This is a genomic window from Devosia sp. P2_G7 (assembly GCF_056403495.1).
The window spans coordinates 73,344-93,158 of sequence record NZ_JBFUFI010000001.1 but is presented as its reverse complement, the minus strand read 5'-3'; the positions used below and the strand labels follow the sequence as shown (position 1 = coordinate 93,158).

The window sequence follows — 19,815 nt, the reverse complement described above, 5'->3', positions numbered from 1 at the left end:
CAGATGCGCGGGCGGGGCGGGCCGGGATTCCTTTGCAACCCCGAGCGCCATCCCCTATGGTCCGGCCGATTTTCGACCCGGCCCCAAAGACATGACCGACACGCCCAAACGCCCCGTTCCGCAACCCGGCATCCTCAAGATCGCGCCCTACGTTCCGGGCCGCTCCGACACGCCGGCCGGGGTCAGGCTGGTGAAGCTTTCCGCCAACGAGTCCCCGTTGGGCGCCAGCCCCAAGGCGATCGCCGCGGTGCGCGAGGCGGCTGGGCGTATCGAGATCTATCCGGAAGGCACATCGCGTGACCTCCGGACGGCGCTGGGCGAAGTGCACGGGTTGTCGCCGGATCGGATCGTCTGCGGCTTCGGCTCGGACGACATCCTGCATCTGTTGGCGCAGGTCTATCTCGGCGAGGGCGACGAGGCGGTGATGAGCCAATACGGCTTCAACGTCTACCCGATCATCACCCGGGGGGCGTCGGCCGAGATCATCATGGTGCCCGAGAGGGACTATCGGGCCGATGTCGACGCGCTGCTCGCCGCGGTAACGCCGCGTACCCGCATGCTGTTCCTCGCCAACCCGAACAACCCGACCGGCACGTACCTGCCGGTAGCGGAGGTGGAGCGGCTGCAGCGCGGGCTTCGGCCGGACATCCTGTTCGTCCTCGACAGCGCCTATGCCGAATACGTGACGGCCGAGGACTACTCGGTCGGCATCGACCTGGTGAACGCATCGGACAATGTCGTGATGGTGCGCACCTTCTCGAAGATGGGCATTGCCGGCGAGCGGGTGGGCTGGATGTATGGCCCCGATCATATCGTCGACGCGGTGAACCGCATTCGCGGGCCGTTCAACGTGTCGCTCTCCGGCCAGGCCGCGGCCGCCGCCGCGGCGCGCGACGTCGAGTTCACGGCAAAGCTGCGCGAGCACAATGCGCGCTGGCGCGGCTGGCTCACCGGGGCGCTGTCGTCGAATGCCATCCGGGTGCCGCCGAGCCAGGGCAACTTCATTCTTGCGCTGTTCGAGGACGTGGCGACGTCAAAGGCGGCGTTCGCTGCGCTGCGCGACAAGGGGTTGCTGGTGCGCGAAATGCACGGCTATGGCATACCCGAGGGCCTGCGCATCTCGATCGGGCTCGAGGAGCACATGCGCGCCGTGGTGGAAATTCTGAAGGCGTTCGGGGCGCCGGGGGCAAGCAACTGATGTTCGAAAAACTCACGCTCATCGGCATCGGCCTCATCGGCTCGTCCATCGCCCGGGCGGTGAAGCTCAAGGGGCTGGCGAAGACCATTGCTATCACCACGCGCAAGTCCGAGACGCTCGAGGAAGCGCGCTCGCTGGGGCTGGGCGACATCTACACGCTCGATGCCGCCGAGGCGGTCGAGGGCGCGGACCTCGTCATCCTCTGCACGCCGGTCGGGGTTTATGCCGATGTGATGAAGCAGATCAGCGGGAAGCTGGCGCCGGGCGCCATCCTCTCCGATGTCGGCTCGGTGAAGGGCCAGGTGATGAAGGCGCTGGAGCCGATGGTTCCGGCGGGCGTGCATTTTATCCCGGGGCATCCGATTGCCGGTACCGAGCATTCCGGTCCATCGGCCGGTTTCCCGGACCTGTTCGTCGGGCGCTGGTGCGTGCTGACGCCGAAGCCGGAAGTCGACCCGGTGGCGGTCGACCGATTGGTGTCGTTTTGGGGCGCGCTCGGCTCGAATGTCGAGGTGATGGATGCCGCGCACCACGACCTGGTGCTGGCGATCACCAGCCACGTGCCGCACCTCATCGCCTACAATATTGTCGGCACGGTCGCCGATCTGGAAGCGGCAACGCAGTCAGAGGTGATCAAGTTCTCGGCCTCGGGATTTAGAGATTTTACCCGCATCGCCGCCAGTGACCCCGTCATGTGGCGCGACGTGTTCCTCACCAATCGCGAAGCGGTGCTGGAGATGCTCGGGCGGTTCCTCGAGGATCTCTCGAGCCTGCAGCGCATGGTGCGGGTTGGCGACGGCGAAGGGATGCAGCAGCTGTTCACCCGCACCCGCGCCATCCGTCGCTCGATCATCACGGCGGGCCAGGAAACGGCGGCCCCCGACTTCGGCCGTCCGCACGGCACGCCCGAGGCGGTGGTGCCGCCGGTTGATGTGCCCGACGTCATGGTGCGCGAGCACGGCGGCGGCGAGGACGCATAGGCGCGATTCCTCACGACCCACCGTGCGTGGTGCCAGCTCTGGAGCCCTAGAACAGCGGCAGCAACTGTGCGAACGGCACGGCTAGCAGCTTTACCTGGCCGTCGGTGATGGTGAGGCTGTTGCGGAAGGTGCCGTCGGCATTGGGCGCACCTCGCAGCATGGCGAGCTGGATCGCCGGTAGGAACTGGGCGAAGCGATCGAGCACGCCCTTGGTGACGTAGTTGATCTGGCCCTCGGGGTAGCCGCCGCCATTGAGCTTCAACTCGCCGGTGATCTCGAAGCGCTCGTCGGGCGTCGGCTGGCTGCCGGTCAGTTTGGTGAGGGTCAGCGCCCCGCCGGCCGCCTGCCAGCGGCGGAGCGCGTCGGGCTCGCCGAAGGCGCGGAAGTCATCGGGCAGGCCGGTGAGTTCGGCTTCGAGGCTTGTGTCGGCGGCGGCGACCTGCAGGCCGGGCAGGTCTAGCGCGGTGGTAGTGAGGTAGCCGCGAAGGGCCGAGGTGCCCGCTGTCTTGTCGTGCAATTCGGGCACGTCGATCAGGTGCGCTTCGAGGTGTTTGCTGCGCGCCTCGACGACCTCGCTGGCGACCGTATCGGTCAGCGTCAGATCATCGGCGACCAGCGAGAAGCGGGCGATGCGCCAGCCTTCGCCGCTCAGGCCGCGCATGAGGTCGGTGGAGGTGAGGCGGAGGCTGCCTTCCATGGCGCCGAAATCCAGCCGGCGCTGGCTGCCGGAGAAGGCATCGGCGAGCGCGAATGGGGCCTTGGCGGAAAAGATGACGTGTGCTGGGGCGTAGACGAGCACTGAGGCTTTGAGGCCAGCAAAGGTGGCGGTGAGATCCTGGTCGACGAGGGTGGCGTCGAGGCATTCTGCATCGAAACGGAAGGGGAAGCCTGAGACGTCGAAGGTGCCGCAAGTCAGCTTTGGCGCGGTTTCGCCGTCGCCCTCGGCGAGCAGCTTCACCTGCCGCGTCGCTTCGCCGGCGGCCCAGAACCAGCCGGCGGTCCACAGCCCCACCACGACGACCACGGCGATGGCGAGCCACATGAACTTCCGCAACGTCAGGTCTCCCATAGCGGCGCACCGATTGCGCGGCGCGGACCGTATCGGTAGGAACGTGACCGCGGCAAGGCGGATGGGCTCACGTGCAGCAGATTTCAACCCATTGGGTGTTCGGCTACGGCTCGCTGATCTGGCGGCCGGGCTTTGCGTTCATCCGGCAGGTGCCGGCGCTGCTGCGCGGGGTGCACCGGCGGCTCTGTGTCTACTCATATCGGCATCGCGGCACCGAGGCGCAGCCGGGGCTGGTGTTCGGGCTGATGCCGGGCGGCTCCTGCCGCGGTATGGCCTTCGAAGTGGCCGGCGAGCAGTGGGGTGAGGTACACGCCTATCTCAGCGAGCGCGAGATGGATCGGGGTGTCTATCGCGAGGCGACGCGGCAGATCGAGTTGGCGGACGGCGGGCTGGTGCCGTCGCTGGCGTTCCTCGCCGATACGCGGCACCTGCAATACGCGGGCAAGCTTGCCATCGCCGAGCAGGTGCGGATCGTGCGGGCCGGGGTGGGCGAGTCGGGGGCTAACCCGGAATATGTGCTGGAGACGGCGCGGAAGCTGCATGAGCTGGGGATCACCGACCGGTACTTGGACGAGGTGGTGGCGGTGTTGAACGGGACTGATCTGCCGGTGGTGGCGGGGGCTTAGCCGCTGGACGGGCGGTGATCGCCTTCTCTCACAAGGGGAGAAGGCACCGACTGAGGGATCGTTTAGGCTGCGCTCAGCCCAATCACCGGTTCAGCGCCCTCGAGGTCCCACACCACGGTGAGGCGCTCGATCGCGTCGGTGCTGGTTTCGACGTGGAAGACGCGGTCGGCGCAGTCCATGGCGAGGCGGAAGCGGGCTCGGCTGACATGGTCCTCGACGAGATCGGCGGCGCCGCCGGCCCACATCACGTGATGGCCGAGCGCGATCAGGTAGAGTTCGTCGCCCTTGAAGCTGAAATCCTCGAGTCGCAGCGGCTCGAGCGCATAGAAGCGGCCCGAGCGGCCGCGCCAGTTCACCGGGTGCGCGGTGGCGTTCCGAAGCAGCGTACGATCGAGTGTAGGCACCATGCCCCCGGCTCCTTCGATACCCGGCGAAAGAGAACGAATGTAGAACAAATTTGAGCTAAATGTCAAGCACCGCCCTGCATGACACCTACAGCTATGGGCTGCGTCGCCGATTCCGTCAAGATGTAGTGGTTTCGAGCGGCCCGGGCGCTATCCCTTGCTTCAGGTTCTCAAGCTTCTCGCGCAGCTCGGGGCTGATCGGGCGGCTGAGGCCTTCGTCATATGCGCGGAGGATCAGCCGGTTGGTTTCGCCCTCGATGGCCCCGATCAGGCGGCCGCGAAACTCCTCAACGGGCAGACCCGGCGGGATGGCCGGGAGGAACCGCGCCCGGGCGGTGCCGGGCCAGAGCAGCAGGCTGTTGCGGCCCCAGAACAGGCCGGAGTTGAGGGCCACCGGCACCACCGGGATGTTGAGGCCTTCGTACAGCCGGACGACGCCGTAGCGATAGTCGTGCGGCTCGAGCGGCGCCTTCCGGGTGCCCTCGGGGAAGATGATGATGCGGGCACCGTTGGCGAGCGACTTGCGGGCGTCGTCGAGCATCATCGGGATGGCGTCGCCGCCCTTCGAGCGATCAACGCGGATGGTGTCGAAGGCCATCGCTGCCTGGCCGAAGAACGGGATGTCCATCAGCTCCTTCTTGGCGATGAAGGCGGGGCGGCGGGCGCCGGGGAGCAGGGCGAAGATGTCCCAGTCGCTCATGTGCTTGCTGGCAATGATGCAGGGGCCGGCGGGGATGTTCTCCAGGCCCTCGACGTCGGTCTTGATACCGGCGAGGAGGCGCAGGGCCAGGATGTGCGAGTGGATCCAGTAGAGCGCCAGGGTCCAGCCGAACCTGGTGCGGCCCCAGATGACGGCGCTGCCGCCGACGAGAATCGCGAGCACCACGGTCTGCAGGTAGAAAACTGCGTAGAACAGCAGCGAGCGAAGCGCCTGGCCGAGCAAAGAAAGTCCTCCCCGTTTTGTGCGGCAGGGTGCCTGCTGGCCCGCCGGAGGACAATGATAATTCGGTAGGTGGGTCGCGGGGATAAAGGCCCCCGTCAGGACGTCTTCTGCAGGAAGCGCCGCACCGTCAGCCGCGAGGTGATGGCCGTCAGCGCCGCAATGACGGGCACCACGGCGAGGATGCCGAACATGCCGTCGATGCCGAGCGCGAAGCGGCCGAACAGGATGCCGAGCTGCTGGCCCGCCTCCTGCGGTACCATCGAGCCGGCGGCGACGCCGACCAAGAGGAAGAACAGCAGGGCGCCGAGGCCGCCAAAAATGCCGCCGCGGAAGCCGATGGTGAGGAAGCGGCCCTGGAACTCGCCGGCGATGAAGTTGTTCGAGGCGCCGATGAAGTGCAGCACGTCGACGATTTCTCGGTTCGAGGCCATGGTGCCGCGCGTCGCGAAGACAATGGCGAGCACGGTGGCGACCACGATCAGCGTCAGTACCAGGAGGCCCGAGGCGACGATGGTGCCGGCCATGACGTTGAGCTGCTGACGCCAGGCGGCGTGGGTATCGAGGCTCGCGCCCTTCACCGCCACAAGGTCGCGTTCGAGCTTGCTGACGTCAGCCTCGGCGGGATCGGCGAGTTGCACGACGACCAGCCGCGGAATGTCGATGGCGGTGAGATCGAGGCCGGCGCCGAGCCAGGGCTCGAGCAGCTTCTGGCTTTCCTCGAGCGTCAAGGCCCGGGCCGCAGCGACGCCGGGGGTGGCCTCGGCTAGCGCGACCGCGGTGCGGAGGTTCGATTCCATCACCTCGCCCTCGACGGGGCGGATCTGGATAGTCATTTCGCGGCCAACGTCCGACGACCAGGCGATGGCGGATTTCTGCACCAGCACCACGCCGCCGAGCGTTACGCCCGACAGGAACGTCATGATGGCGATCAGCAGGACCAGGGTGCGACCGGCCACCGAGCGCTCGGGCACGATGGCTGCGGCGCGCTCGCGGTTCTCGATGCCGATGAAGCGGGGGAGCTTGAGCTCAATCGCCAAAGACGATCTCCCCTTCATTGAGGATCATGCGCGGGAAGGGGAAAGCGTCGAGCAGCGGCAGTTCGTGGGTGGCGAGGATGATGGTCGTCCCCATCTTGTTGAGTTCGGCGAAGAGCCGCACCAGCCGCAGCGACAGGTCGGGGTCGACGTTGCCGGTGGGCTCATCGGCGAGAAGAATGTCGGGGCGGCCGATTACGGCGCGGGCAATGGCGGCGCGCTGCTTCTCGCCACCCGACAGCACGGCCGGCAGCGCATCGAGGCGCTCGCCGAGGCCGACCCATTCGAGCAGCTCGGTGACATTGGCGCGGTAGCTCGACTCGGGTTCACCGAGGACGCGCAGCGGCAGCGCCACGTTCTCGAAGGTGGTGAGATGGTCGAGCAGGCGGAATTCCTGGAACACGATGCCGATGTGGCGACGCATTTGCAGGAGCGCGTCCTGGTCAAGCGAGGAGGTATCCTTGCCGAACAGGGTGACCCGGCCGCGGGTGGGGCGGAGTGACAAGAGCAGCAGTTTCAGCAGCGACGTCTTGCCGGACCCGGAGGGGCCGGTGAGGAAGTGGAACGTGCCGGGTTCGATGCGGAAGTTGAGATCGCGCAGGATCTCTGGCCCCTGCCCATAGCGCAGGCCGACATTGGAGAACTCGATCACCGGGCCATCCGCTCCGAATCAGTTGAGAGGCATCATAACAGCGGCGTCCCGCCGGGGCGGCGTTCTCACCCACAATTCAGCCCAAATCTTGGTGGGCCGAGACGAATGCCGCGGCAGTTTCGCAGTGCGGGTTTGAGGAAACTTAACCCCGCCCGGCTAGCTTCCAATTCATGCGCTCGCCCCAGCCCTTAACGGTCGTCATCGCCTGTCCGCATTGCGGCACGCGTTACCAGGTGCCGCCCGAAACGCTCGGGAGCACCGGCCGCAAAGTCAGCTGCGCGCACTGTGGCAAGGCCTGGCTCGCAGAAGCGGGCCCGCCGATGCCGATCGAGGAGGACCGCCTGTTCTCGCCCAGCGAGGAGGCGGCGCTCGACCGCGAGTTCACGGCCGTCGAACAGCGTGCCGCCATCGCCGAAATCCCCGGCTCGCTCCGCGGCATGATGCCGGACGGCGCACCGCCGCCGGAGGTGGTCCGCTCGATCGCTGAGATCAAGGCCGCCATTGCTCCGAAGCCGGTCGAGACGCCGCCTGAGCCGACGCCGTCCCCCACCGCCGCCGAGCGCGCCGCCAACGGCAAGCTGGCGAAGCGCCAGCGGGCCGCGGCGCGCCGTCTTCCCGCAGCCAAGCTGTTTCGGGTCATCCGCATTTCGGCGGTGCTGCTGCTGGTTGCGGTGGTGGCCGGCGGGCTGCTGTTCCGGACCGAGATCGTCAAGCTCGCGCCAGCGATGGCAGGAGTCTACTCGGCGCTCGGGCTCGGGGTGAACGTGGTCGGGCTGGAGTTCTCGGACGTATCGACATTGATGAGCAAGCGCGGCGACAGCGACGTGATCAGCGTCACCGCCACCATCCGCGGGGTGGAGCCGCGCCGCGTCGTGGTGCCGCCGGTGGTGGTGAGCCTGCTCGATGCCGAGGGCGCGTCGATCTACCAGTGGAGCGTCACACCGCCGGCGCCCGATGTGGAGCCGGGCGAGGCCGTACAGTTTTCTGCCGAGCTTGCCGCGCCGCCCAAGGGGGCTACGCAATTGCGACTCGGTTTTGCCACCGGCCGCCAGTCTGTCGGGACTGCTGCCGAAGCCACTACTGCCCAAGAGATTTCTCAAGAGACCGTACACTGATGGCCAGAATCCTGCTTGCCGAAGACGATGATGGAGTGCGTGCTTTCGTGTCGCGTGCCCTCGCCCATGTGGGCCACGAAGTGGTCGAAGCCGAGGATGGCGGGCTCGCCTCCGAGGTGATGCAGGAGGAGATGGGGCGGTTCGACCTGCTGCTCTCCGACATCAAGATGCCGGTAATGGACGGCATCGCCCTGGCGCTCAACGTCGCAGCGGCCTGGCCCGAAGTGACCATCGTGCTGATGACCGGCTTTGCCGACCAGCGCGAACGGGCGCATGGGCTCGACCAGTTGATCTACGATGTGATCCCCAAGCCGTTCACGCTGGCGCAGGTGCTGGAGAAGGTGGACGACGCACTCGCGGGCCGGCCGCCGGAAATCGTGTCACTGGCCCGTCAAGCGATGATGGGGTGAGCGGCTAAGCCGCTACCTCCAGCACCCGGACGTCGAAGGTCCCGGCCTTCTCCTCCATGAAACGCAGGAACTTCTGGCCCTCGCGCTCGACGTCGGCGACGTCGCGCTTGGTGAGTTTGTGAAAGGGCGACACGGTCAGCACCGCGGCGCCCTTTTTGCTTTCGATTGCCCAGTTGGCCGAGATGATGCCGTCGACCAGCACGGTGGGCTTTGCGTCGCGCAGGAAGTCACCACGCTTCTCGTCGTTTTTGGCCAGCATTCGACGGCGGTTGTCGTAGCCGAGGAAGGCGTTGTCGTAGAGCGGCATGAAGCGAACTGGCGCCGGGGTATCGGCGTCGGGTCGGGGCGCATCGGGCAGGTCGAAGAGTTCGCGGCCATCGGGGGCGGTGAAGGTGGTGAGTTCGCCGCGGATCGCCTCGAAGATCTCGCCCAGCTTGGTGAGGCCGCACCAGCTCTGCATGTCGTTGACGCTGGCCGGACCGTAGGCGGCGAGGTAGCGGCGGACGAGGCTGGTGAGATCGAGGGCGCTGGTGGTCGGTGGCAGGTACTTTGGCGCGCGCATCAGCAGCGGGGCGTGGCCGGAACCCCAGATGCGGGTGGGCGGCACCTGCACCAAGGTCTCGCGCACCTGCAGCAGCACGGTCATCGCCAGCGGCTCGGCAGTGGGAAAGCGGTCCTGCAGCGCCTTGCCGACAGCGCCGGCGGTCATCGGCTCGCGGTCGATCACCTCGATGGCGGCGGCGAGGACCTTTTCCTGGTCGTTGTCGCCGAAGCGGCGGCGGAAGTTCGATTGCCACATGCGCTCGAGCACGGGGTGGATCAACTCGCGCATGCCGATCAAGTCGGGCAGCGAGTGGAGGTGGAGCGTGCCGCGCATGGTGGTGGCGCGGGCGAGGCGCTTGTCGACGATCAGCGCGGTGAGGGCTTCGTGGGTGAAGCCGTTGAGCCGCGACCAGAGCCCGATATAGGGATCGTGAGTCTGCTGCGCCTGCTGCCCGAGCAGCCACTCGACGGCCTCGATGATGCCGATATCGCTGCGCTCGAGCAACATCTGCCGGGCGAGGGTGGCGCGGTTCAGCTGGCGGTCGGTAAGCGGTTGGCTGCTCATTTGACGTCTCCATTCTGGCACGACACGACAATGGATGCAGCCTGCTGACAGGGTTTGTCAGCAATGGCGGACGAGCGGAAACGTACTTTCACACACGATGTTATCCCGGCCTGCACCGGATAACGCCGTGGGTATGGAGTCATCCGGTCAAGCGAACAGGTCCGACAGCCCTGTGGGCTTCGGAGTTTTCAGAGACCCTTCCCCCTCATCGAGGAAGACGAAGCGGGACCGGCGAGGCGTTTGCCCCGCAGCGGTAGTCCGCAGATAGAGGGCGGTGGGTGGGGTGGCCTCAGACCCAGCTGGGGACGCTGTCGAGCGCGATCAGTTCCTCGATCGACTTGCGCGGGCGGATGACGTGCCACTTGCTGCCGTCGACCAGCACTTCGGGCACCAGCGGGCGCGAGTTGTAGGTCGAGGCCATTACCGCGCCATAGGCGCCGGCCGACATCACGGCGAGCAGGTCGCCTTCCTTGACGCCTTCCATCTTGCGGTCCTGGGCGATGAAATCGCCGGTCTCGCAGACAGGGCCGACCACGTCGGCGGTGATCTGCGGCAGGTTGGAATGGACCACCGGCTGGATGTCGTGATGCGCCTCATAGAGGGTTGGGCGGATCAGGTCGTTCATCGCGGCATCGACGATGACGAAGGTCTTGCCGCCTTCCTTCACGTACTCGACCTTGGTGACGAGGATGCCGGCATTGCCGACGATCAGCCGGCCGGGCTCCAGCACCAGCGAGACACCGAGCGGGCCGATGTGCTTGCGCACGATCTCGGCATAGGCGGGCGGTGCCGGCGGAGCGTCCTCGTCGTGGTGATAGGGGATGCCGAGGCCGCCGCCGACATCGGCGTGGCGGATGTCGTGGCCGGCGGCCTTCAGGTCACGCACCAGTTCTGCGAGCAGCGCGAAGGCGTTGTCGAACGGCGTCATGTCGGTAATCTGGCTGCCGATATGCATGTCGACGCCGACGGCACGGACGCCGGGCAGCGCCGCGATGCGGGCATAGACCTCGCGGGCGCGGGCGAAGGGGATGCCGAACTTGTTCTCGGCCTTGCCGGTCGAGATCTTCTTGTGGGTGCCGGCATCGACATCGGGGTTGATGCGTACCGAGACCGGCGCGGTCATGCCCATGGACACGGCGACATCGCTCAGCCGCTCGAGCTCGGGCTCGCTTTCGAGGTTGAAGCACTTGATGCCGACTTCCAGCGCCCGGCGCATCTCGGCGAAGGTCTTGCCGACGCCGGAGAAGACGATGCGGTTGGGCGGCACGCCCGCTGCGACGGCGCGCTCGAGCTCGCCGCCGGAGACCACGTCGGCGCCGGCGCCTTCGCTGGCGATGAGCTTGATCACCGCCTGGTTCGAGTTGGCCTTCATGGCATAGGCGACGAGGGTGTCGATGCCCGTGAAGGCCTCGCGCATCACCCGTACGTGGCGGCGGAGCGTCGCGGCCGAATAGACGTAGAACGGCGTGCCCACCTTGCCGGCGAGTGCGGTCAGGTCGACGTCCTCGGCATAGAGCCGGTCGTCGCGATACTGGAAATGATGCACCAAGGTCGTTCGCCCCAAAAATCTGCGGCAAGCTCTAGGCGAATAGGGCCGAAAACGGAAGTCAGACTTCTCTATGGGCCGGATAGTGATGGTCTATGCGCTCGGCCACCAGTTGCTGCAGGGCCCAGAGGTTGCGGTCGTGAATGCCGTACTCCTCGAGCTTGGTCACGGTCGACAGCACGTACTCGGCCATCGAGCCTTTCCAGCCATGGGCCTGAGCCAGTCGGTCGGCACGCTCCGCCAGGGTGAGGCCGCCGACATAGCGCGTGCTTTTGCGGTTGATGGCAAAGGCCAGGGCGGTGAGCGGACCCTCGGCGGTCGTGACCTTGATCCAGCGGCCGGGGAAGGCATTGGGCACCATGCTCATTTCGCGGCGCACCAGCTTGTCCATGTTGGCCTTGATGGTCCCCGCGGGGATGCGGTAGGCGACGCTGCGGCAGCTGCCGCCGCGATCGAGGCACATCATCAGGCCCGGCTGTTTGGGGTTGCCTCGCCAGCGCTGGTCGAACAGGCAAAAGCTGCGATGCCAGCCACTGGCGACGGCGATGCGCTGCTGGTCGTACTCGGTGGCAGGGTTCCAGATCAGGGAGCTGAGGGCGAAGATCCAGAAGTCACCCTGGGGCGCCGAGTCCATGATGCGCGCGACTTCGGCCTCATAGTCGGCTTCGGTCGCTGGGCGGGTGCCCGGGTAGGTCGGCTGACCCGGATCCTCGATCACCGGGATGCGGGCGACATGGTCGGCGGTGAGGTGCAGGGCACGGGGTTTGCGCGGCATGGCCGAAGCCTACTCCACCCCGCCGTCGCCGTGACCGCCGGATTTCTTCACGCTGACCGGCTCGGACTTCACGCCGGTGAGGATTTCCTTCCAGCGGGCGGCCTGGGCCGCGACGTTCTCCGGCGCCGTGCCGCCGTAGCTCTTCCTCGCGGCGACCGAGCTTTCGACGCTCAGCACCTTGTGGATGCGGCTGTCGATGCGGTGGTCGATGAACTTGAAGTCCTCGATGGTGAGGCCGTCGAGCGTCATGCCCTTCTGCTCGGCCAGCGCGACGATCTGGCCGGTGATGTGGTGGGCTTCGCGGAACGGGATGTTGGCCTGCTTCACCAGCCAATCGGCGATGTCGGTGGCGGTGGAGAAGCCGGCGTTGGCCGAGGCGCGCATCTTCTCGCGGTTGGCCTTCAGGTCTTCAACCATGCCGGTCATCGCGGCGAGCGAGAGCGACAGCGAGTCGAGCGCGTCGAAGGCGACTTCCTTGTCTTCCTGCATGTCCTTGGAATAGGCGAGCGGCAGGCCCTTCATGACGATCATCAGCGAGGTCAACGCACCCATGATGCGGCCGACCTTGGCGCGGATCAGCTCGGCTGCGTCGGGATTCCGCTTCTGCGGCATGATCGACGAGCCGGTGGTGAACTTGTCGCTGAGCTTGACGAAGCCGAACTGCGACGACGACCAGATCACCAGTTCCTCGGCGAAGCGGGAAAGGTGCATGGCGCAGAGGCTCGCTGCCGACAGCGTCTCGAGGATGAAGTCGCGGTCGGAAACGGCGTCCAGCGAGTTGGCGGTCGGGCGGTCGAAGCCGAGGGCCTTGGCGGTCATGTCGCGATCGATCGGGTAGGGGGTGCCGGCGAGCGCGGCGGAGCCGAGCGGGCTTTCGTTGAGGCGCCTGCGGGCATCCTCGAAGCGGCCGTAGTCGCGGCCGAGCATTTCGACATAGGCGAGCAGGTGATGGCCGAAGGTCACCGGCTGGGCGTTCTGCAGGTGGGTGAAGCCGGGCATGATGGTCGCGACCTCTTCCTCGGCGTGCTTCACGAGCGCCAGCTGGAGCGTCTTCACCTGCGCCAGCAGCGTGTCGATGGCGTCGCGGACATAGAGGCGGAAATCGGTTGCCACCTGGTCGTTGCGCGAGCGGGCGGTGTGGAGGCGTCCGGCGGCGTCGCCGATCACTTCCTTCAGCCGGCTCTCGACGTTCATATGGATGTCCTCGAGCGAGCGCGAGAACGTGAACTTGTTTGTCTCGATCTCGTCGAGCACGGTCTTTAGGCCGGTGATGATCGCGTCGCGATCCGCCTGGGTCAGGATGCCCACTTCCGCCAGCATGGTGGCGTGTGCGATAGAGCCGGCGATGTCCTGTCTGAACAGTCGCTGATCGAAGCCGATGGAGGCGTTGATCTCTTCCATGATGGCGTCGGGCCCGGTCGCAAAACGGCCGCCCCACATGCGATTGCTCATCTCAACTCCAACGGTAGATTCATGACCGACCAAAGCCCCGCTCCGACCCGCAGACTGCAGCCCAAGCGGGTGCTGCTGATTGCCTTGGCCAGCGCGGCGGTAGCACTAGTCCTTACCCTCGTCATTGGCAACTTCATGCCGGCGCAGGCGACGCAGTGCGATCCGCAGGTGGTGAAGGGCCGGAAGATCGACGCCGCCGCAGTCGGCGCGCTGGCGGCGCTTACCGGCACCGGCGAGGGGCGCGGCTATGCCGACATGGGGTTCAAGGACGCGGCTGGCGCGCCCACCACGATCGCCAGCTTTGCAGGCAAGAAGCTGCTGGTGAATTTCTGGGCCAGTTGGTGCGTGCCGTGCCGGGCCGAAATGCCGGCGCTCGCTGCCCTGGCGACCAAGTACAATTCGGACAGCTTCATGGTGCTGCCGATTAACCTAGATGTCGGCGAGAGCGGGCTCGAGAAGGCGAAGAAATTCCTCGCCGACGAGGGGCTCACGAACCTGCCGCTCTATGCCGACTCGACCTTCGATGCGTTCAAGCGGCTGCAGCAGCAGGCGGTGGCGATCGGGCTGCCGGCGACGCTGCTGCTCGACGAGAAGGGGTGCGAGCTGGCGGTGCTGCAGGGCCCGGCAGAGTGGGATACGCCCGACGGGCACAACGTTATCGACACGCTGATCGGCGCCTGACGCATGGGCAAGATCCTCTGTGTCGGTGCCCTGACGATGGACACCATTTTCCGGCTGGAGCAGTTGCCGGCCGGGCCGGGCAAGGTCATTCCGCTCGATGCGGTGGAGGTGGCCGAAGGCATGGCGGCGGCGCAGGCGGCGAGCATCGTGCGGCTCGGCGGTGAGGCGGCGCTCTGGGCTTCGGCTGGCGACGATGCGACGGGCGATCGGCTGATCAAGCAGATTTCGGACGAGGGTGTCGATTGTTCGCGGGTGCGGCGGGTTGCTGGCTCGCGCTCCGGCTTCTCGTCGATCTTCATGGATCGCACCGGCTCGACGATGATCGTGCCGCGCTACGATCCGACGCTGATGGCGCCGCCTGATGCGGCGCCGAGGCTCGGTGGCATTGACGCGGTGATGACCGATGTGCGCTGGCCCGGCGCGGCTGCGCTGGCATTGGCGGCGGCGAAAGCCGCCGGCATTCCGGCGATCCTCGATGCCGACATGGCGGCGCGCGAGGTGCTGGACGGATTGCTGCCGCTGGCGACGCATGTGGTGGCGTCGGAGAGTGCGGCGAAGCTGGTGACCGGGGCGGCGGCGGCGGAGCAGGCGGCGGGGTGGCTGGCGATGAGCCATAAGGGCTTCGTCGCGGTGACCGCCGGGGCTTATGGTTGTTGGTGGACCGAGGGCGGCGGCATCCGTCATTCGCCGGCGCCGAAGATCGAGGCGATCGACACGCTGGCGGCCGGCGATGTGTTTCACGCCGGATTCGCGGTGGGCCTGCTGGAAGGCTGGCCGATGCGCAACATCATCGCCTTTGCCTCGGCGGCGGCAGCGATCAAGTGCACGCGGTTCGGCGGCCGGCTCGGCGCGCCGTCGCGCGCCGAGGTCGAGGCGTTTCTCGTCCGTTAGGCTGCGTTGGCGGTTTGCCGGATCGGCTTGGCGTCGGCCTTGCGGATCACCCGGCATGGGTTGCCGGCGGCCAGTACGCCCGCGGGGATGTCGCGCGTTACGACGCTGCCGGCGCCGATCGTCGTGCCATCGCCGATGGTGACGCCGCCGACGATGATGGTGCCGGCGCCGATCCAGCAGTGCTTGCCGATGGTGATCGGCTTGTTGATGCACTGGGCACCGATCAGCTTGCCGGTCTTGGGATCGCGGCGCTCGCGCTCGTGCGGATCGACGGGGTGGCCGGCGGTGAGGAACATGACGCGGGGGGCGATGGCGGTGCCGTCGCCGATGCGCACTTCGGCGCCATCGAGGAACACGCATTCGAAGTTGATGAACACGCCGTCGCCGATGTGGATGTGCTTGCCGTACTCCCAGGTGATAGGGCTCAGCACGAAGCTTTCGCCGAAGCTACCGAGCTGATCGCGGAACATCGCGGTGCGGTTGGGCATGTCCCAGCTGGGGACGGCGTTGAGACGATCGAGCTTCTTTTTGGCCTCGACCTGCATCTCGATCAGGTTCCAATCCGGCCCCTCGTAGAGCTCGCCGGATACCATCTTCTCGTAGCCCGTCTTCATGGGGCCGAACTCCTCTTCAGCGTTCCCCCCGCTGAAGTGTTCGCTTTTGCCGTCGCCGCGACTGCCGCGCAACGGCATTTTTGCTGAATCATATGATGAGTTGGCGCTGGTGTTCAGCGAGTGTTCAGGGATCGGGCGTCGCGGCCGGACGGCTCAGACCTGCTTGTCGATGATGCGGCCGACGAACTCGTCGGAGCGTCGCTCCATGTCGCTGAGGGCGCGTTCGAGGTCGGCGCCGGTGCTTTGCGAGCCTTCGTTCACCTGCTTGAGCAGCAGCTGGTGCTCGAGATCGGCGCGCTTCTTGGCGACGAGCACCTGGGCGACGCCGAGCGTGTCGGCCTCTCGGAAGGCCATGCGATAGATCGACGTATCGAGGTTCATCACCCCTCCGGCTGGTCAGGCTACTTTGTCGACCTTCGTCCCCTGGCCGGGCGGCGGAGCGGAACGCGCCACGGCATCGACCATCTGGATCAGCGACATCTCCATCTCGTGCGACTTCTTCAGCACGGCCATGGCGATCGATTGCTGCGTCCCTGCGGAGCGCGCGGCAAGCAGTTGCGATGTCAGATCCATGTTCATCCCCGGGGTTTTATGACCGGGGCGTAAACGAAACCTTCCCTCGATTGTGCCGGAATGGCGCGATCGTGAATCAATCGTTTACGGATCAGCGGCCGCCGAACAGCAGCCGCTGCCCACTTTGACCTTGTCTATGCGTGTTCGCTAGCGACCGCCGAACAGCGTGACGTCGCGTCGCTTCAGCGGCACGCAGAGGGCCGCGCCCGCGATCAGGCCACCGATATGGGCCGACCAGGCCACCGGGCTGGTGTCGCCGACGACCAGATAGAACACCTGAACCACGGCCCAGGCGCCGAGCATCCACAGCGCCGGCAAGGGCAGGGGGATTGGGATAGCCAGCCCTAGCAGCACGTACACCCGGGCGTGCGGGTAGAGGACGATGTAGGCGCCCATCACCCCGGCCACGGCGCCCGAAGCTCCGATCAGCCAGGTGTAGGTGCCCATGGCGAAGAGGATGTAGGCGAGGCCCGAGAGCGCGGCGCAGGCAAGATAGAAGAGCGCAAACTTCACGTGGCCCAGCGCGTCCTCGATATTGTCGCCGAACACCCAGAGGAACAGCATGTTGCTGCCCAGGTGCAGCCAGTCGGCGTGGAAGAACGCGTAGGTGACGAGCGAGAAGCCGTCGGGCAGGAAGGGCAGCCGATCGGGGGCATTGGGCTGCAGGAAATAGGCCGGCACCGCGGCGTAGCTCAGCGCGAACTCGTCGAAGGCCAGTCCGCTGCCATGGGCGAGCTGGATCAGGAACACCAGCACGTTGAGCCCGATGATCCCGTAATTGACGTAGGCAAATTTGATGTGCCGGACCGGATTGCGGTCGTGAAGCGGGATGAACATCAGCCGCGCGAGGACGGATCGGCGCTGTACTTTCCTGGCGTCCACAGCACGTCGGTCTCGCCGTTGGCGTTCGCCACCCGCGCCATGACGAACATCAGGTCGGAGAGGCGGTTGAGATAGACGAGTACGGCGTTGTTGACGTCCGGCTCGGCGGCGATCAGCTCGACCACCAGCCGCTCGGCGCGGCGGGTTACGGTGCGCGCGAGGTGCAGCGCCACCGCGAGTGGCGTGCCGCCGGGGAGGACAAAGCTGGTCAGCGGCTTCAGCGCTTCGTTGTAGTGGTCGATCTGCTGCTCGATCCACGCGGCCTGGGCCGTTGTGATCCGCAGCGATGGCGGCGCGCCGGCCGGATCGGCGCCAGGCGTCGCGAGATCGGAGCCGAGGTCGAACAGGTCGTTCTGGATGTGGGCGAGCAGCCGGTCGAGCTTGGGCATCGAGCCGGTATTGAGGCGCGCCATGCCGATGAAGCTGTTGGCCTCGTCAACGGTGCCGAAACACTCGACGCGGAGGTCGGCCTTGGAACGGCGCGGACCGCGCACCAGCCCCGTGGTGCCGTCGTCGCCGGTGCGGGTGTAAATCTTGTTGATCTTGACCATGTCGTTCCGCCGCGAGTCAGAGGCGTGAAGCTAGCGCAGGCGGTGTGTCAGGGCGAAGCTATTTTCAGCGTGGCTTTCCGGCGCTCCTTTAGCTACCCCGCCCGAAGAAGAACAGCGCCGCGAGGATCACCACGATGGCCACTGCCTGCGCGATAACGCGGGCGCGCATCAGTTTCTGGCTGAGATTGGGGTCGCCGCCACGGAACATGTTCCACAGCCCCATGCCGAGGATGATGGCGACCGCGGCGAGCGCGACGATGGTGATAATGCCGGTGATGTTCATTGCGGGGTCCCTGCGAGGAAGCGGCTGAGGCCCTCGCCCAGTCGGTCATAGATGGCACGAATGCGACGGCTGGTGAACAGTTCGCGGTGGGTGGTCAACCACACTTCGAGCGGTGGCGGGCGGAAATCGGGCAGGAGCGGCACCATGCCGCGTGTCTGCTCGACGATCACCTGCTGCGCAAAGCCGATACCGAGACCGGCCTTCATCAGCTCCCAGATGTTGGTCTGGCTGTCGGTGCGGACGATGAAGTCGTTGCGGCTGAGCTCGAACCCCATGCGGCGGGCGGCGCTGGTCAACAGGTCCGAGCGATCGAAGCCGATGAGGTCGTGCTCGATCAGCTGTTCGGGGCGCTCGGGGCTGCCGCGCCTGGTGATGTAGCTCTCGTGGGCGCAGGTGATGATCGGACTCTCGCCGAGCTTTTTGGTGATCAGCTCGAGCTGGGTGGGGCGAAACATACGGACCGCGATGTCGGCCTCCCGCAGCAGCAGGTTCTCCGCCGAGTCCGACGGCACGAGCTCGATCGCCACCTGCGGGAAGGCTTCGCGCAAATCGCGCAGGAACGGCGGCAGCACGTAATGGCACATTACTGTGCTCGAGGTTATGCGGACCGAACCGGTCAGCGCGGCGCTGGCTCCCTCAGCGATCAACGTCGCTTCGGCCAGCGCCTGTTGCGCGGCGAGCACCGGCTCGTAGAGCTTCAGCGCGGTGTCGGTGGCGCGGAGGCCAGTGAGGGTGCGCTCGAACAGGCTCATGCCGAGTGCTTGCTCAAGTGCCTCGACGTGGCGGCCGAGAGTGGGCTGGCTGAGGCCGAGGGCACGAGCGGCAGCCGAGAGCGAGCCGCGTTCGACGACCGCGCCGAAGCTGCGCCACAACGACCAGTCTGGATCGGGCATCGTTCAAGGCCTCCGTGCCATTCAATTATGTATGGCAAGCGAACGATCTTGTCCAATTCATCAACGCGGGTGTTGTGCCTACCTTGTTCATCACCAGCAAGGAGCAAGCAAATGATTGCGCAGAAAGTCATCGTCCTCGGGATCAACGGGCATGTTGGCCACCACATCGCCAAGGCGTTCGTCGCCGCAGGGTGGGAGGTTTCCGGGTTCGGCCGCTCGAACAAGCAACCAATCGCCGGCGTCCGCTTCATCAAGGGGGATGCAGAGGATCTCCAGGCGATGCGGGCGGCGATCGGCGAGATCGACGTCGTCGTCAACGCGCTGAACCTGCCCTACCACCAGTGGGACCAGGGCCGGATGGAAGCGCAGAACCAGCGGGTGATCGCGGCACTGGGTGCCAGCAGGAAGACGCTGCTGTTCCCGGGCAATATCTACAATTACGCCGCCACCGACCGGCTGGTGACGCCGGACCTCAAGCAGCACCCGCAGACGCCGCGTGGCGAGATCCGGGTGCGGGTCGAGGCGATGTACGAGGCGGCGGCGAAGCGCGGCGACATCCAGGCGATCATCCTTCGCGCCGGCGATTTCTACGGGCCGGAGAGCACGTTCGACTGGTTCGATCTCGCCATGCTGCGCGAGGCCAAGAAGGGCAAATTCGCCATGATGGGCGTGCCTGGCGTCGGCCACTCCTGGGCCTATCTGCCGGACCTGGGCCGGGCCTTCGAGAAGCTCGCCTGGCACCGCAAGGAGTTCGGCACCTTCGAGAATTTCCACTTTGCAGGCAACTACGTTACGCCGGAGCAGATGGCCGAGGCCGCGGTCGCCGCGGCTCCGGTGAAGCTCAAGGTCGGCGTGTTCCCGCGGGTGCTGTTCAATGTGGTCGGCCTGGTCGATCCGCTGATGCGGGCAGTCAGCAAGATGGCCTACCTGTGGGAGAACCAAATGGAGCTCAGGGATGCTCGGCTGGACGCGATCCTCGGCCCGGACTTCGCGACGCCGTTCGGCGAAGCAGTCGCTGAGACCGTGGCGCCGTTCTTCAAGGAGGAGAAGCTGGCGGCTTGAGGTCGGTCCGGTACGGGCCGACCCCCACCCCTGTCCCCTCCCCCTCAACAGGGGGAGGGAGACGCCTATTGAG

At 66.3% G+C, this 19,815-nt stretch carries 24 protein-coding genes; 8 read left to right on the top strand and 16 right to left on the bottom strand.

What is annotated here, in order from left to right; all coding sequences use genetic code 11:
- Positions 1-91: 91 nt before the first annotated feature.
- Positions 92-1,198 carry a pyridoxal phosphate-dependent aminotransferase gene (locus AC1DWU_RS00545; protein WP_477148000.1) on the top strand — a complete coding sequence of 369 codons (1,107 nt, stop codon included), beginning with the start codon at positions 92-94 and terminating at the stop codon, positions 1,196-1,198.
- On the top strand, positions 1,198-2,178 hold the full coding sequence (locus tag AC1DWU_RS00540) for a prephenate/arogenate dehydrogenase family protein (protein ID WP_477147999.1): 981 nt from the start codon (positions 1,198-1,200) through the stop codon (positions 2,176-2,178). The genes AC1DWU_RS00545 and AC1DWU_RS00540 overlap by 1 nt, the downstream gene beginning before the upstream one ends.
- Positions 2,179-2,224: 46 nt before the next feature.
- On the opposite strand, the gene AC1DWU_RS00535 is transcribed toward AC1DWU_RS00540, so the two are convergent.
- Complete coding sequence (locus AC1DWU_RS00535) at positions 2,225-3,232, bottom strand: DUF2125 domain-containing protein (RefSeq protein WP_477147998.1); 1,008 nt, start codon at positions 3,230-3,232, stop codon at positions 2,225-2,227.
- 86 nt (positions 3,233-3,318) lie between these two features.
- Between AC1DWU_RS00535 and AC1DWU_RS00530 the strand changes: the two genes are divergently transcribed.
- Positions 3,319-3,873, top strand: a complete 555-nt coding sequence (locus AC1DWU_RS00530) for a gamma-glutamylcyclotransferase (RefSeq protein ID WP_477147997.1) — start codon at positions 3,319-3,321, stop codon at positions 3,871-3,873.
- A 62-nt stretch (positions 3,874-3,935) separates the two neighbouring features.
- Here AC1DWU_RS00530 and AC1DWU_RS00525 read toward each other — a convergent pair whose 3' ends face one another.
- From AC1DWU_RS00525 to ftsE, 4 genes are all read right to left on the bottom strand, one after another.
- Positions 3,936-4,280, bottom strand: a complete 345-nt coding sequence (locus tag AC1DWU_RS00525) for a hypothetical protein (protein ID WP_477147996.1) — start codon at positions 4,278-4,280, stop codon at positions 3,936-3,938.
- A 115-nt stretch (positions 4,281-4,395) separates the two neighbouring features.
- Positions 4,396-5,220: a lysophospholipid acyltransferase family protein gene (locus tag AC1DWU_RS00520; protein WP_477147995.1), complete on the bottom strand. Its 825-nt coding sequence runs from the start codon at positions 5,218-5,220 to the stop codon at positions 4,396-4,398.
- Positions 5,221-5,315: 95 nt separating this feature from the next.
- Entirely contained in the window at positions 5,316-6,257 is a 942-nt protein-coding gene (locus tag AC1DWU_RS00515; protein WP_477147994.1) for a cell division protein FtsX, read from the bottom strand.
- Complete coding sequence (ftsE, locus tag AC1DWU_RS00510; protein ID WP_477147993.1) at positions 6,247-6,906, bottom strand: cell division ATP-binding protein FtsE; 660 nt, start codon at positions 6,904-6,906, stop codon at positions 6,247-6,249. The genes AC1DWU_RS00515 and ftsE overlap by 11 nt, the downstream gene beginning before the upstream one ends.
- Positions 6,907-7,076: 170 nt before the next feature.
- Here ftsE and AC1DWU_RS00505 point away from each other — a divergent pair, with 170 nt between their 5' ends.
- Entirely contained in the window at positions 7,077-8,021 is a 945-nt protein-coding gene (locus tag AC1DWU_RS00505) for a zinc-ribbon domain-containing protein (RefSeq protein WP_477147992.1), read from the top strand.
- Positions 8,021-8,431, top strand: coding sequence for a response regulator (locus AC1DWU_RS00500; protein WP_477147991.1), 411 nt, complete (start codon positions 8,021-8,023; stop codon positions 8,429-8,431). The genes AC1DWU_RS00505 and AC1DWU_RS00500 overlap by 1 nt, the downstream gene beginning before the upstream one ends.
- 4 nt (positions 8,432-8,435) lie before the next feature.
- Here AC1DWU_RS00500 and AC1DWU_RS00495 read toward each other — a convergent pair whose 3' ends face one another.
- The 4 genes from AC1DWU_RS00495 to argH form a co-directional block, all read right to left on the bottom strand.
- Complete coding sequence (locus AC1DWU_RS00495) at positions 8,436-9,539, bottom strand: winged helix DNA-binding domain-containing protein (RefSeq protein ID WP_477147990.1); 1,104 nt, start codon at positions 9,537-9,539, stop codon at positions 8,436-8,438.
- A 289-nt stretch (positions 9,540-9,828) separates the two neighbouring features.
- A complete protein-coding gene (gene lysA / locus AC1DWU_RS00490) occupies positions 9,829-11,085 on the bottom strand; it encodes a diaminopimelate decarboxylase (RefSeq protein ID WP_477148495.1) in 1,257 nt (418 codons plus the stop codon).
- Between the two features lie 61 nt (positions 11,086-11,146).
- On the bottom strand, positions 11,147-11,860 hold the full coding sequence (locus AC1DWU_RS00485) for a gamma-glutamylcyclotransferase (protein WP_477147989.1): 714 nt from the start codon (positions 11,858-11,860) through the stop codon (positions 11,147-11,149).
- A 9-nt stretch (positions 11,861-11,869) separates the two neighbouring features.
- Complete coding sequence (gene argH / locus AC1DWU_RS00480; RefSeq protein WP_477147988.1) at positions 11,870-13,312, bottom strand: argininosuccinate lyase; 1,443 nt, start codon at positions 13,310-13,312, stop codon at positions 11,870-11,872.
- Positions 13,313-13,333: 21 nt separating this feature from the next.
- Between argH and AC1DWU_RS00475 the strand changes: the two genes are divergently transcribed.
- Positions 13,334-13,993: a TlpA disulfide reductase family protein gene (locus tag AC1DWU_RS00475; protein WP_477147987.1), complete on the top strand. Its 660-nt coding sequence runs from the start codon at positions 13,334-13,336 to the stop codon at positions 13,991-13,993.
- A 3-nt stretch (positions 13,994-13,996) separates the two neighbouring features.
- A complete protein-coding gene (locus AC1DWU_RS00470) occupies positions 13,997-14,884 on the top strand; it encodes a PfkB family carbohydrate kinase (protein WP_477147986.1) in 888 nt (295 codons plus the stop codon).
- Here the strand turns inward: AC1DWU_RS00470 and AC1DWU_RS00465 are convergent.
- From AC1DWU_RS00465 to AC1DWU_RS00435, 7 genes are all read right to left on the bottom strand, one after another.
- Positions 14,881-15,498, bottom strand: coding sequence for a sugar O-acetyltransferase (locus AC1DWU_RS00465; RefSeq protein ID WP_477147985.1), 618 nt, complete (start codon positions 15,496-15,498; stop codon positions 14,881-14,883). The genes AC1DWU_RS00470 and AC1DWU_RS00465 overlap by 4 nt on opposite strands.
- Before the next feature lie 153 nt (positions 15,499-15,651).
- Entirely contained in the window at positions 15,652-15,879 is a 228-nt protein-coding gene (locus AC1DWU_RS00460) for a hypothetical protein (protein ID WP_477147984.1), read from the bottom strand.
- 15 nt (positions 15,880-15,894) lie between these two features.
- Positions 15,895-16,071, bottom strand: a complete 177-nt coding sequence (locus tag AC1DWU_RS00455) for a hypothetical protein (RefSeq protein WP_477147983.1) — start codon at positions 16,069-16,071, stop codon at positions 15,895-15,897.
- Positions 16,072-16,218: 147 nt separating this feature from the next.
- On the bottom strand, positions 16,219-16,908 hold the full coding sequence (locus AC1DWU_RS00450) for a rhomboid family intramembrane serine protease (RefSeq protein ID WP_477147982.1): 690 nt from the start codon (positions 16,906-16,908) through the stop codon (positions 16,219-16,221).
- Complete coding sequence (locus tag AC1DWU_RS00445; RefSeq protein ID WP_477147981.1) at positions 16,908-17,504, bottom strand: cob(I)yrinic acid a,c-diamide adenosyltransferase; 597 nt, start codon at positions 17,502-17,504, stop codon at positions 16,908-16,910. Before AC1DWU_RS00445 ends, AC1DWU_RS00450 begins: the two co-directional genes overlap by 1 nt.
- An 88-nt stretch (positions 17,505-17,592) precedes the next feature.
- Positions 17,593-17,787: a twin transmembrane helix small protein gene (locus tag AC1DWU_RS00440; RefSeq protein WP_477147980.1), complete on the bottom strand. Its 195-nt coding sequence runs from the start codon at positions 17,785-17,787 to the stop codon at positions 17,593-17,595.
- The gene (locus AC1DWU_RS00435) at positions 17,784-18,680 is read right to left on the bottom strand and encodes a LysR family transcriptional regulator (RefSeq protein WP_477147979.1); all 897 of its coding nucleotides are present in this window, start codon (positions 18,678-18,680) and stop codon (positions 17,784-17,786) included. Before AC1DWU_RS00435 ends, AC1DWU_RS00440 begins: the two co-directional genes overlap by 4 nt.
- 111 nt (positions 18,681-18,791) lie before the next feature.
- On the opposite strand from AC1DWU_RS00435, the gene AC1DWU_RS00430 reads away from it, so the two are divergent.
- A complete protein-coding gene (locus AC1DWU_RS00430; protein WP_477147978.1) occupies positions 18,792-19,742 on the top strand; it encodes an NAD-dependent epimerase/dehydratase family protein in 951 nt (316 codons plus the stop codon).
- Positions 19,743-19,815: the final 73 nt, after the last annotated feature.